This is a genomic window from Clostridium sp. LS3, from assembly GCF_055330225.1.
Window position 1 is genome coordinate 1,822,432 of the sequence record NZ_CM143921.1, and the last position, 13,632, is coordinate 1,836,063.

The window sequence follows — 13,632 nt, forward strand, 5'->3', positions numbered from 1 at the left end:
TAGTGAATATTGTGTTTGGGAGTAATAATATGAAATGTAAAAAGCTATTTAAGTATGAGATTATAGGTATATTTATAATATTTTTTATAGGATGTTTATGGCATAATCTATATGATATTTTAGGTAATAATGTTTTGATAGGATTAATAGCACCTGTAAATGAAAGTATGTGGGAGCATTGGAAAATAGGATTATATCCAATATTAATATATTCTATTATAGAATATATTTTTGTAAAAGAGCATGTAAAAAACTTTTTATTTAGTAGATTTATAGTTATAGTAGTTTTTGAAATTGTATGCTTCTCTTTGGTTGGGTTATGGCATGTTTTATTTAAAGAAGCAAGTTTTACAACTAATATGATAGTTGATATAGCTGCCTATTTTATAGGAATTTTAATAGGACAATTAGCTGGATACTTTATATCCTGTAAAACAAAAGAAAATAAAACATTATTTTATATAGCTGTAGTAGGTATAGCTATTCATATAATTTTTTTTATTCTTTTTACGTTTAATCCTCCTATGATAGAATATTTTAAAGATAGTATTACAGGGCAATACGGGCTTTAGAATATAATCAATTAATAAAACTTATAAATTTAGTTATATAAATATTAAAATAAGGTTGTCTTGATTAGGCAACCTTATTTTTGTCTTATGTCAATATATTGAACACAAAAAGTCAAACTATTTTAAGCTGTATCTCTAGCTAATAATTCACATTGATTTCAATAGTACAAACCATCTTTGATAGTATGAATATATGTTTTTAAAAGTATTTAAATAAAATCTAAGGACTTTTTATGTTTATAAAATAATTCATTAGGAAAAACTACTTTTAATTAATCATTAAATAGGAGAAAATTTATGAAAGTAAGGCTTGGATATGTTGCCATTTCAAATGTATTAGGAAAGAAGATAACAAGTTCTAGTAATGTAACCTTTACAAACTATAGTAAAATTATATCAGAAGAAAAAAGATTAGAAAAATTAAAAAGCGTTACTGCTTCAAACTTAAATGCATTAGAAGAAATACTAAGATACAATATAAAAAATGATATACATTTTTATAGAATAACTTCTGCCTTAGTACCGTTAGTTACCCACCCTGAAGTCGGGTATTGGGGACATAGAGAAATTTTTAAAAAGGATTTTGAATATATAGGTAATCTCATTAAAGAATCTAATATGAGAGTAGATACTCATCCAGATGAATTTAATGTGATAAACAGTAATAATCTAAAGGTTGTTAAAAATACAATTATAAATTTAACTAGACAAGTTGAATGGTTTGAAGACATGAATTATAAAGAAGGAAAAATGGTAATTCATATAGGTGGAGCAACGGGAGGAAAAGAATTGGCTATAGAAAGATTTATTGAAAATTTTAAAGATTTTCCTAGAAAAATAAAAGAAAGATTAATTATAGAAAATGATGATAAAACTTATACAGCTAGTGAAACTTTAGAATTATGCAAAACTTTAAATATACCAATGGTTTTAGATATTCATCACCACAATTGCAATAATAATGGTGAAAATATTTCTGATATGCTACAAGGTATATTTGATACATGGAGTAATGAAAATTTACCTCCTAAAATGCACTTTTCTTCACCAAGAGATGAAAAGTTAGATGGTAAAATAGATAGAAAACATTCAGATTTTATAAATGCTTTAGACTTTATAAATTTTATAGAATTAACAAGAAAAATTAATAAAGACTTTGATATAATGCTAGAATGTAAAGAAAAAGATGTAGCTTTATTTAAGCTAGTTAAAGATATAAAAGAAATTAAGCCTGAATATAAATGGAAGGATAAAACTACATTAATTATTAACTAATATAAATAGAAAATCAATTTTAAGTATGAATTTTTTTACTTTAAATAGAAATTTAGGTTAAATTGCAAAATTCCTACTAAGGAAGAGTACGCCTTATACAGTGTACTGTAATCTAATCCCTCCAATATGTGGTTTAACAATCTAGCTGAATCATCCTCTGGTATAAACATTTCAAAATTTAATGAAAAAACTCCACTCCCTTTTCCCAATACAACTAGCGCAGTAGAAGTTATATTTTCTGTTTTTAACATATAATCTTCAATCATAACTTCATCACATCTTAAACATTTTCTCATAATATCCTCCCACTCAAATATGAATAATTTAATACAATCCATAAATTATTTATATTCTTATTATACATAATTTATGGATTATAATTCCAGTAATTATGAGAATAAAATGTAAATTTGTCAACTAAACTTAATATTTCTAGCTCGCAAAGGTACCATATTGACAAAGTATAAAAAATGATACCTGATGAAATGCTTTTTATCAGATATTGAATTACAAATTTATTTGTAGAAAATAACTAATTTCAGAAGTACTTAGAAATATTAATTTTAATATTGTGGAATAAGTATTAATTAATAAAAAATATTACCGATATATAGATTATAATTAATATGTACAAATATGTGGAAATTTGTAGAAAAATAATATCTATTAGTATTACTTACGTATTAAGTATAATCATATAAAAATTCATTAATTTATAAAATTTTAAATTATTAAAAATAAGAATAATACTTAGTCTAGCGATATTAATATAAATCATTAAAACAATTGCTATATTAATTATTTTACAAGGAATAATCTTATAAATTATGTTAATGAATTCTAAATTTTCAAAAAGAGGAGATAGTTTTATGAGGAAAGTCAAACACAAAGTAATTCTTGTAACAATGATAATATCTTTACTGACAGCTATAATTATAGCTGGAAGTATGACATATGGATTTATCAAGAATAATTCTAATTCGTTATCTATGCAAAGAAAGAGTTTAAAGGATGACTATGATTCAAGAATTAAAGAGCAAGTAGAAATTGCAATTTCTATGATAGATAAAATAAACGGAAAGGCTAAAAGAGGTGAGATTACCCTTGATGAAGCTAAAAAGCAAAGTGCAGATTTATTAAGAAATTTAAAGTTTGGTAATGGAGGGTACTTTTGGGCTGATACAGTTGATGGATTAAATGTTGTTCTTTTAGGATCTGAAACAGAAGGTACAAATAGACTTAATTCTCAAGACAGTAAAGGAAACTATATGATAAAAGATATAATTGAAAATGGTAAAAAAGAAGGTGGTGGATATACTGATTATTGGTTCCCTAAGAGCGGAGAAACAGAATCATCACCTAAAAGAAGCTATAGTAAATTATATGCTCCTTTTAATTGGGTAATAGGAACAGGGAATTATATAGATGATATAGATAAGATAATAGCAGATAGAGAAGCTATTGCACAAAAGGAGTTAATGTTTAGTATAACTATTAATATGATTTTACTTATTGTTTCTTTAGTTATAGCTGCAGTTTTATCAATGATTTTAAGCAAACAAATAACAGATCCTCTAATTAAAATAAAAGATTTTGCATTAAGATTATCTTCCTATGATTTTAGCAATCAAATAACCATTACAAGAAAAGATGAGTTTGGACAAACTGGCAATGCTTTAAACCAAGCACAAGAAAATGTAAAAGACTTAGTAAAAACAATTATGGAAAATTCTCAAGATATAAGTGCATCATCAGAAGAACTTTCAGCAACTGTTGAAGAACTATTCTCTAAAGTTGTTATAATAGATGAAGCTGTAGAATCAATTGCTTCTGGAATGCAAGAATCTGGTGCTGTTACAGAGGAAATAAGTGCATCTATTGAAGAAGTAGATTCGAGTATAAATATATTATCATCAAGGGCTATGGATGGAAGTAATATTTCTAATAATGCTAAAGATAGAGCTATCGAAGTTAAACATAGTAGTGAAAATGCAATTAATGAAACTAGAAAAATATATAATGAAAAGAAAGAAAAGATGGAAAAAGCCATAGAAGATGGAAAAATAGTAGAAAGTATAAAAGTTATGGCTGATACTATTGGTGGAATAGCAGAGCAAACTAATTTACTTGCTTTAAATGCAGCTATAGAAGCAGCAAGAGCAGGAGAGCAAGGAAAAGGATTTGCTGTTGTAGCAGAAGAAGTAAGGAAACTTGCTGAACAATCAGGAGAAGCAGTAAAGAATATTCAAGAAACAATTGCAAAAGTACAGGGTGCATTTAAAAGTAGTATTGAAGCAGGTAGCGATATATTAGATTTTGTAAATACAAAAGTAAATGACCAGTTAGATGCCTATGGTGATACAGGTATTAAATATTATGATGATTCAGATTTTGTAAGTAAAATGTCTGATGAAATTGCTGCTATGTCGGAAGAAATTACAGCTACAGTTGGTCAAGTAAGTGATGCAGTTCAAAATATGGCTGAATCTTCTCAAAAGTCTAGTGAGAAAGCTGAAGATATTAGAGAGAGTATGAATGAAACAACAAAGGCAATAGAGGAAGTAGCTAAAACTGCCCAAAGTCAAGCAGATCTTGCACAAAAGCTAAATGAAATGGTACAAAAATTTAAAATATAATATAAAAAAGATTGTAATTTTTTACAATCTTTTTTTATTTTTATAAGTAAACGATATCTTGTTTTAACTTAGCTTGTATTGATTTGATATTAGAGTTAAAATTATTCGTGGATAAAATTAAATAAAACACGAGGGGATGTAATCTCAATGCTAAAAAGTTATATTAATGACCTTAAAGAGGAATTTAAGGGGTATAATTTGTTAAATTTTAAACGAGATCTGATGGCAGGAATAACAGTTACTGCAGTAGCACTTCCACTAGCATTAGCTTTTGGAGTTAGTTGTGGAGCTTCAGCAGCAGCTGGACTAATAACTTCAATAATATCAGGTTTAGTAATAGGAGCTCTTTCAGGAGGTTCATTTCAAATATCTGGACCAACAGGAGCGATGAGTGCAATTTTAGTTGTATTATTTCAAAAATATGGACTACAAGGAGTTTGGATAGCTGGAGCATTGGCAGGACTAATACTTATATTGGCAGGAATATTTAAGCTTGGAAAAATTGTTTCTTATATACCAGCACCGGTAATTACAGGCTTTACATCAGGTATAGCTTTAACAATTGCAATAGGACAATTAGATAATTTTTTTGGTGTAACAACTAAAGCATCAGAATCTTCTGCAATAAAGTTAATAAACTTTTTAACTTCACCACTAAATATAAATTGGTATGCATTATTAATTGGAGCTTTAGTAGTTGGTATTATGATTATTTGGCCAAAAAAACTTAATAATATCATACCATCTTCATTAATTGGATTAATTGTTGCATTATTAATAAACTTAGTATTTAAATTACCTATAGATGTAATTGGTGATATACCAAAAAAATTAATTTTAGATGAAAGACTTAATGTTAGTGCAATTGATATTAATGTTATAAAAAGTGTGTTAGCACCAGCAATAAGTATTGCTGCATTAGCTATGATTGAAAGCTTACTTTGTGGTGAAGTTGGTAAAAAAATGAAAGGAGATTCATTTGATGCCAATAGAGAGCTAATAGCACAAGGAATTGGGAATTTCATAATTCCTTTCTTTGGCGGTGTACCTGCAACAGCTGCTATTGCAAGAACAAGTGTAGCTATAAAATCAGGAGCTAAAACTAGAATAGTAAGTATTTTTCATGCAATATTTTTAATGTTATCAATGTTTTTATTAGCACCTATTATGGCTAGTATTCCTTTATCAGCCTTAGCAGGGGTTTTAATGGTAACTACTTGGAGAATGAATGAATGGGAAAGTATAAAATACATCTTTTCTAAAAAATTTAAAGGTGCAATATTAAAGTTTTTAATAACAATGTTTGCAACAATAGTATTTGATTTAACTCAAGCTATAATAATAGGTGTAATTTTTTCAAGTCTTTTATTTATTGTGAAAATTGCCAATATGGATATATCAATAAGTGAGGTAGATGAAAATAAATTAGATGAAAAAATCCTTGAGGGTAGCAATTTATCTAATATAAAAGTTGCATATTTTACAGGACCTTTATTTTTTGCAACAGCAGAAAAGTTTAAAAATGAAGTTTTATCGATAGAAGAAGCTAAGGTTATAATACTATCAATGAGGGGAGTTCCTTTAATGGATATATCAGCATTGCAAGCTTTAGATGAAGTAATAGCTGAATTTGAAAATAGAGGTTGCAAATTAATGCTATGTGGTTTACAGCAACAAGTAAAAGATTTTATTGATAAATCAGGATTTGAAGAAAAAATAGGTTCAAATATGATTTTTTGGAGTGCTGACGAAGCTATTAAAAGCACTTTATATTGTTAATTAGAAAGAGATGTGACATAAATCACATCTCTTTTGTTTTTACACCCATTCAGTTACATCACTTATAGGTAATCTAGTTGTTGGGTAGCTAGGTGCAGCAGCTTTTCCTATAGGAATAATAATTACAGGTATAAACCCATTATCTATATTAAATTCTTTAACTAATAATTCATGGTTAAATCCAGTCATAGGACATGTATCCCAACCTGAAGCCTTAGCAGCTAACATAAATTGCATTGCAGCTAAAGAAGAATTTAGTATTGCACTACTTTTAGCTCTTTCTTCTGCAGTATAGACATTATTTATGTCTGATATTAATTTTTCTTTATATTCCTTAGTCATAAATCCAGCATCTACAATAGGATTATAAATCTTTGGAGCATTATCATTTGCTTTTAAGTTACCTAATACAACTACTGTAGCTGCAGCATCTAAAACTTGTTTTTGATTAAAAGCAATGGGAAGAAGTTTTTGTTTAGCTTCCTCACTTTTAACCACAAGGAATTTCCAATGTTGTAGATTCCAAGCAGAAGGTGCTTTAGTAGCTAAAGCTAAAATTTCTGATAGCTCACTTTCTGAAATTTCTATAGATTTATCAAATTCACGAATTGAAGATCTTTCTTCTAAAACCTTCATAAACTCTTTATTAATCATGTCATTATCCTCCAAAATGTATCAAAATTTAATTTAATAGTTACTTTCTTATAATTGATAATGATATTATCAAGTATATGTATATAAATATCAAGTACTTACTTTTAAGTGACATAGGCACTTAAAAGTAACTATAAAATTAAGAAAAACTAAATCTTTATAAAATATTATAATTTATAAAGATAAGTAAAATTTAAAATTAAAGAATAAAATTAGAAAATAATCCATTAAATTAGAATATATGGTAATATGTATATAAATAATTTATTACTAGAAAGGAAAGACAAATTTGGACAAATCAAAATTTTATACTAACAGAAAAAATATAATTGTGCTTGCTGTTATTTGCACATTATTATGGGGAAGTGCTTATCCTTCTATAAAGATTGGATATGAACTTTTTAATATTGTAGGAAATGATATAGGATCAAAGCTTATTTTCGCTGGATATAGGTTTTTCTTAGCAGGAGTTTTTGTTTTCTTATTACAAATAATAAGAGGAGCTAAAGTTTTTAACTTAAATACTAAAGAATTAGGACAAGTTACTATATTGGGACTAGGACAGACAACCCTTCAATATATTTTCTTTTATATAGGACTGTCTTATACAACAGGAGTAAGAGGAGCAATTATAAATGGAACAGGAACATTTTTTAGCATTCTATTAGCTCACTTTATTTATAAAAATGACAAGCTAAATTATAACAAGGTTTTAGGCTGTATTGTTGGATTTTCAGGAGTTATTATAGTTAATCTTGGTGGTACATCAGTTTTAGAAGGTAGTTTTTCATTTAAAGGTGAAGGCTTCATAATGATTGCAGCATTTTTACTTTCAATATCATCAATTTATGGTAAGAAGATAACTCAAAATAAAGATGCATCTACTGTAACTGGATATCAACTTGCAATAGGAGGTCTTATTTTAACTATTTTAGGATATGTTTTAGGAGGACATCTTTCAAACTTCACAGTTAAATCAAGTATGTTACTATTATATATGGCTTTATTATCCTCAGTAGCTTTTGCATTATGGTCTCAGCTTCTTAAATATAATAAGGTAGGAATAATAACGGTTTTTAACTTTTTAGTACCTATATTTGGAACTATATTATCTGCTATATTCTTAAAAGAAAATATTTTTGATATTAAGATATTAATAGCTTTAATATTAGTTTGTACAGGAATTTATTTAGTTTATAGAAGAAAAGAAAATAATAATTAGAGGCATATAAATAGAATATATATATATAACTTTTATAGTAACTGTAATAGAGTTTTAAGCTTTATTACAGTTATTTTTTTATTGAGTTAAGGAAATTATATAATTTACAATATTTACCAAAAGAAAAATATGTTGTATTATTATCTTATACTATAAAGAAAATTTAGAGAAATATTAAGAAAATATGTAAGGTTAAAAACTTTATGCCAAGTCTAGAATATAAGAAAAAAGTTAAAATTAAATATTATTAAAAAATAATATAAACAATCTTTAACAAATTAAAAAGTTATTATTTTATAGGGGGATTTTTATGAATAAAAAGAAAATTGCTTTACTTCTAGCCGCAACTATGATTACCACTTCATTATTTACATTACCATATAATAAAGTCTATGCTACAGATTCAAAAACCAAAGCCAAGGAAATAGTTAAAAGTATGACTTTAGACGAAAAAGTTGGACAAATGATAATGCCAGATTTTAGACAATGGAAAGCTAAAGATGCTCAAGCAGTAAGTGATATGACAGTGTTAAATGATGAAATAGCAGACGTAGTAGACAAATATGATTTAGGAGGAGTTATTTTATTTGCTAATAATGTAAAAGAAACAGAACAAACTGTAAAGTTAGTTCATGATCTTCAAAAGGTAGCAATTGAAGATAAAGATGGAAACTTACCTTTACTAGTAACTATAGACCAAGAAGGTGGAATAGTTACTAGATTAGGTACAGGTACAAACTTACCTGGAAATATGGCTATAGGAGCTACAAAAAGTGAAATAGATGCTTATGATTCAGGATATGTAATTGGAAGGGAATTAAAATCCTTAGGACTTAATGTTAACTTTGCTCCAGCTATGGATATTAATAATAATCCCAATAACCCTGTTATTAACTTAAGATCAATATCAAGCAATCCAGAATTAGTTGGAAAATTAGGCAGCAAGATTATGGAGGGAATTCAAAGCCAAGGAGTTGCAGCAGCAGCTAAACACTTTCCAGGTCATGGTGACACTGCTACAGATTCACATTATGGATTACCAGTAGTAGATAAACCTATAGAAGCTTTAAGAGAAATGGAATTAAAACCTTTTAAAACAGCCATAGATAAGGGAGTTGATATGATAATGACTGCTCATATACAATTCCCACAAATAGAAAAGGATACTTACACCTCAAAAAAAGATGGAAGTCAAATTGGATATCCTGCAACATTGTCAGACGATGTAATTACGGGAGTTTTAAGAAATGAACTTTCCTTTGATGGGGTTGTAGTAACTGATGCCTTAAATATGAAAGCTATTAGTGATCACTTTGGTGAAGTAGAAGCTGTTAAATTAACTATTAAAGCCGGTGTGGATATTGCTTTAATGCCAACTGTATTAAGGAGCACAGATGATGTTTCTAAGTTAGAGAATATTATAAATGCAGTCAAAGAAGCTGTAAATACAGGAGAAATACCATTAGATAGAATAAACGAGTCTGCAGAGAGAATTGTTAAGTTAAAAATAGATAGAGGTATAATGGATTTAGAAAAAGACAATAGAACTTTAGAAGAAAAGGTTACCAATGCTAAGTCTATTGTTGGATCAAAGGAAAATAGAGATATTGAGAGAAAAGTATCAGCTAATGCTATTACTGTAGTTAAAAATGAAAATAATATTTTGCCTTTAAAGCCTAAGGAAGGTGAAAATATACTTTTATTAGCACCATATGATAATGAGTTGCCAGGTATGAAATTTGGTGTAACTAGATTAATAAAAGAAGGTAAAATAAATAATGTTAATTTAAATTTAGTTTCATATAACAAGAAAATCGCATTAGATGATGATATAAAGATTAAAATTGATTCAGCAGATAAAATTATTATGTTATCTGAAATATCAAGATCTTCTCATTTATCACTAGACAGTTGGCTAACTAAATATCCAACAGAAGTTTTTGAATATGCAAAATCTAAAGGGAAGGCTGTGGTTTTAGGTAGCCTTGGTCATCCTTATGATGTGACAGCTCGTGATGAAGCTCAAGCTAAGGTAATAGCATATGGATATAAAGGAATGGATCCGACAGAAGCTGATGGAGGATTATCACCTACAAAAGCCTTTGGGCCAAATATTCCAGCTATTATCGATGCAGTTTTTGGAGCACATGAAGTTGTTGGAACTCTTCCAGTTGATATACCAAATTTAACACAAGATGGTAGTTATGACTTAACTAGCAATAAATATAACTTTGGATATGGTATAACTAACTTAACTTCAATGGGTACTACAAATATTGAAGCACCTTCAAATGTTAAAGTTGGAAAAGAGTTTGAAACTAAAATATTATTAAAGGATATTAATGAAGGCTTAAATAGTAAGAAATACTCAGCAATAGTTAATTTTGATAACAATTTTTTAGAGTTTGTAAAAGCAGAGTCTAATAGTGAAGGTATCAAAATAGTAGATAGTAAAATAGAAAATGATAAATTAGTAGTAAATTTAGAAGCTTTAGGAGAAAAAATTATAACTAATGAAAGCTTTAATATAATTTTTAAATCTAAATCTAATGTAGGTTTATCAACTATAAAGATAGATTCTATGGAAGTAATAGATAGTAATGATAGAGTATTTACAGCTTTACCATCAGAAACAAAAGTTAATATATTAGCAGATAGTTTTCCAGTAATAACTTCTTCAGATAAAGTCTTAACTATAGGAGATGAATTTGTTCCTTTAGAAGGTGTAACAGCCTTAGATGAAGAAGATGGAGATATATCTAATAAAATTAAAGTTAAAGAAAACACTGTAGATACTTCAAAGGCTGGAGAGTATAAGGTTATATATGAAGTTGAAGATAGTAATAACAATAAGACTGAAACAACTATTAAAGTAACTGTAAAAGAAAAAGATAACAATGCAGGTACAGACAATGATGACGACAAAAATAATAATGAAGGTACAAACAATAATAAACCAAATTCTAATCTTCCAAATACAGGAGGAACTTCACCAATAAGTACAGTTGCCTTAGGAAGTATTATGGCTATAGCTGGTGTTGTTTTAAGAAAGCACAAAAAATAAAAACATTCTCCAAAAGTAAAATGAAAAATATAATATCCTTACTAAAAGTATAAGAAGTTTTTAGAAAAGTTTAATTCATAAAAGTTAGAAATTCATTTAAATGGACATAGCTTTAAATCTTTGCTAGAATATAGTGAATATAACTTAAGGAGGAAAACTTATGATTTCTAAGAAGGCACTTAAAGAAGATATTATAACTTATGACATAATTAAGTATGAAGATGAAGACGGAAAAGAAATAGAGTACGTTGAGGTTACTCTTGTAGATAGAATTATTGATGTATATATGGATACTAAAGAAGTTAATATAGGTATTCTTGCTAATAAAATTATAGAAGATAACTTATATAAGTAAGAGATATAAGTTTAAAATAAAAACATTATTTTAAAATGTATCTTTGAGAAAGTAAATTTTAAAAATAATATGTTATTTAAAGGATGATTTCTGTATCAAACAGGAGTCATCTTTTATTTTTGGTTATTTTTACTTATAAATTTACTACTATTCACCAACTTTAAAATATGTTGTATTATTATCTTATACTATAAAGAGAATTGGAGAGAACTATGAGAAAAAGTAAGGAGTTATTATTAGCACGATATATATCATTTATTATTTTAATAGCTCAAATATTTATTGAAGAAAAAAATACAAGTATTCAAAGTATAATATTTGTTTTGTTATTTGTAATAAATAATAATCTTAGAGTATTTTTCTTTAAAGATGATAAATTAACTATATTTTCAATGATTATAGAGTTAATAGTGTCGCTAATAGCTTATTTAAACTTTGGAGGAAGTATTCTATTTTATTTAATAGGGATAACCATAGATTCATTTACTTTAAGGTCCAATAATATAAAATATTTATTTGCAGTTATAATATCTATTTTAGCTGTATCTACAAAATTTAATGAAAACATAGAAAATGGTATTATTAATTTAGTTATTATGGTTATTTTTGTGATTCTTTTAAACTATATATCTAATCTATATAGTACAAAAAGAGAAGCTCAAAGGCTATATGACAGGCTTAGGATATCAGAGGAAAAGCTAATTGAAGCTAATAATGACCTTGAAGAATGTCTTACTTCAATAGAAGAATTAACAGTACTTAAAGAGAGAAATAGAATATCAAGAGAAATACATGATAGTGTTGGACATGCTTTATCTACAGCAATGATTCAATTATCTGCTATGGAAAGTATAGCTAGTAAAGAAGAAAGCAATTTGAAAGATATGGCAGGAAACTTAAGAGATTTTATAAATGATAGTTTTCAAGATGTAAAGAAAGCTGTAAGTGAGCTTAAATCCGATGATTATGATAATTACAGAGGTATAATTAGAATTCAAGAACTATGTAAAAACTTTGAAAAGATGTCTGGAATAGAAGTAAGCATTATTTTATCAAAGGGTAATTGGACCTTATCTACAAAGCAAAGTACTCATTTATATAGAATAACTCAAGAAATCCTATCTAATGCTTTAAGACATGGAAGGGCATCAAAGGTTAAAGTAATTATGAATTTTACAGAAAATGATTTTGTAATATCCTTTAAAGATAATGGTATAGGAACTAACATCATAAAAGAAAACGGATTTGGACTTAAAAATATAAGAGAAAGAGCAGAAGAAATAGGTGGAACAGTTGATCTTAATTCAGAAGAAGGAAAAGGGTTCTTTGTGAAACTCGTAATTCAAAGGGAAAAGGAGAATTAGGATGGAGAAAATCAAAATATTAATTGTAGATGATGAAAAGCTAATTAGAGAAGGTTTAAAAATTATGCTTTCAACTTTTGATGATATTGAAGTAGCTGATACAGCAGAAAATGGGTATAAAGCTTTAGAAGTATGTAAAAACAAAGATATTGATGTTGTGCTTATGGATATAAGAATGAAAGATTGTGATGGAGTTATGGGCACAAGACTAATTAAAGAGCAGTTTACTAAAATTAAAGTTATTATACTAACTACCTTTAAAGACAAAGAATATATTCAAGATGCATTAAAATATGGAGCCTTTGGATATATGTTAAAAGATAGCTCTCATGAAGTTATTCACGAAGGAATAAAGACAGCTTATATGGGGAATATGGTTGTTCATCCAGAAGTTGCAAATGAGATGCTTAGCGTAAATGTACAAAATATTAATAGCAAAGAGATAGAGAAATATGATTTTTCAGACAAGGAATTTCAAATCATTAAATATATCGCAGAAGGATTAACTAATAAGGAAATTTCAGAAAAGCTTTATTTATCTGAAGGAACTATAAAAAATAATATTACAAATGTATTATCTAAGTTAAATCTTAGAGATAGAACTCAAATTGCAATTTTTGCCTTTAAAAATAGAATAGTGACTTAAGTCATTTATATAGTGACCTTAAGTGATAGCAAGCCACCTAGATTTATCTTATTATAGAATTAAGA

Annotated in this window: 11 protein-coding genes; 9 read left to right on the forward strand and 2 right to left on the reverse strand. The window is 27.3% G+C overall.

Annotated elements, in window-relative coordinates:
* Window positions 1–29: 29 nt before the first annotated feature.
* Together ACZJV1_RS08455 and uvsE are read left to right on the forward strand one after the other, a co-directional pair.
* Complete coding sequence (locus ACZJV1_RS08455; protein WP_463652021.1) at window positions 30–572, forward strand: DUF6512 family protein; 543 nt, start codon at window positions 30–32, stop codon at window positions 570–572.
* A 297-nt stretch (window positions 573–869) separates the two neighbouring features.
* Window positions 870–1,847, forward strand: a complete 978-nt coding sequence (uvsE, locus tag ACZJV1_RS08460; protein WP_463652022.1) for a UV DNA damage repair endonuclease UvsE — start codon at window positions 870–872, stop codon at window positions 1,845–1,847.
* Between the two features lie 35 nt (window positions 1,848–1,882).
* On the opposite strand, the gene ACZJV1_RS08465 is transcribed toward uvsE, so the two are convergent.
* Window positions 1,883–2,143, reverse strand: a complete 261-nt coding sequence (locus ACZJV1_RS08465; protein ID WP_463652023.1) for a hypothetical protein — start codon at window positions 2,141–2,143, stop codon at window positions 1,883–1,885.
* 573 nt (window positions 2,144–2,716) lie between these two features.
* On the opposite strand from ACZJV1_RS08465, the gene ACZJV1_RS08470 reads away from it, so the two are divergent.
* Together ACZJV1_RS08470 and ACZJV1_RS08475 are read left to right on the forward strand one after the other, a co-directional pair.
* The gene (locus ACZJV1_RS08470) at window positions 2,717–4,483 is read left to right on the forward strand and encodes a methyl-accepting chemotaxis protein (RefSeq protein WP_463652024.1); all 1,767 of its coding nucleotides are present in this window, start codon (window positions 2,717–2,719) and stop codon (window positions 4,481–4,483) included.
* 147 nt (window positions 4,484–4,630) lie between these two features.
* The gene (locus tag ACZJV1_RS08475; protein WP_463652025.1) at window positions 4,631–6,262 is read left to right on the forward strand and encodes a SulP family inorganic anion transporter; all 1,632 of its coding nucleotides are present in this window, start codon (window positions 4,631–4,633) and stop codon (window positions 6,260–6,262) included.
* A 39-nt stretch (window positions 6,263–6,301) separates the two neighbouring features.
* On the opposite strand, the gene ACZJV1_RS08480 is transcribed toward ACZJV1_RS08475, so the two are convergent.
* Window positions 6,302–6,916 (reverse strand): nitroreductase family protein, encoded by a 615-nt coding sequence (locus ACZJV1_RS08480; protein WP_463652026.1) that lies wholly within the window; start codon window positions 6,914–6,916, stop codon window positions 6,302–6,304.
* 289 nt (window positions 6,917–7,205) lie between these two features.
* Between ACZJV1_RS08480 and ACZJV1_RS08485 the strand changes: the two genes are divergently transcribed.
* The 5 genes from ACZJV1_RS08485 to ACZJV1_RS08505 all read left to right on the forward strand — a co-directional run bounded on the left by ACZJV1_RS08485 (window position 7,206) and on the right by ACZJV1_RS08505 (window position 13,567).
* Window positions 7,206–8,138, forward strand: coding sequence for a DMT family transporter (locus ACZJV1_RS08485; RefSeq protein ID WP_463652027.1), 933 nt, complete (start codon window positions 7,206–7,208; stop codon window positions 8,136–8,138).
* A gap of 310 nt (window positions 8,139–8,448) precedes the next feature.
* Window positions 8,449–11,202, forward strand: a complete 2,754-nt coding sequence (locus ACZJV1_RS08490) for a glycoside hydrolase family 3 N-terminal domain-containing protein (RefSeq protein WP_463652028.1) — start codon at window positions 8,449–8,451, stop codon at window positions 11,200–11,202.
* 160 nt (window positions 11,203–11,362) lie between these two features.
* On the forward strand, window positions 11,363–11,557 hold the full coding sequence (locus ACZJV1_RS08495; RefSeq protein ID WP_460288938.1) for a hypothetical protein: 195 nt from the start codon (window positions 11,363–11,365) through the stop codon (window positions 11,555–11,557).
* 212 nt (window positions 11,558–11,769) lie between these two features.
* Window positions 11,770–12,921, forward strand: a complete 1,152-nt coding sequence (locus ACZJV1_RS08500) for a sensor histidine kinase (protein ID WP_463652029.1) — start codon at window positions 11,770–11,772, stop codon at window positions 12,919–12,921.
* A gap of 1 nt (window position 12,922) precedes the next feature.
* The gene (locus tag ACZJV1_RS08505) at window positions 12,923–13,567 is read left to right on the forward strand and encodes a response regulator transcription factor (RefSeq protein ID WP_463652030.1); all 645 of its coding nucleotides are present in this window, start codon (window positions 12,923–12,925) and stop codon (window positions 13,565–13,567) included.
* Window positions 13,568–13,632 lie beyond the last annotated feature (65 nt).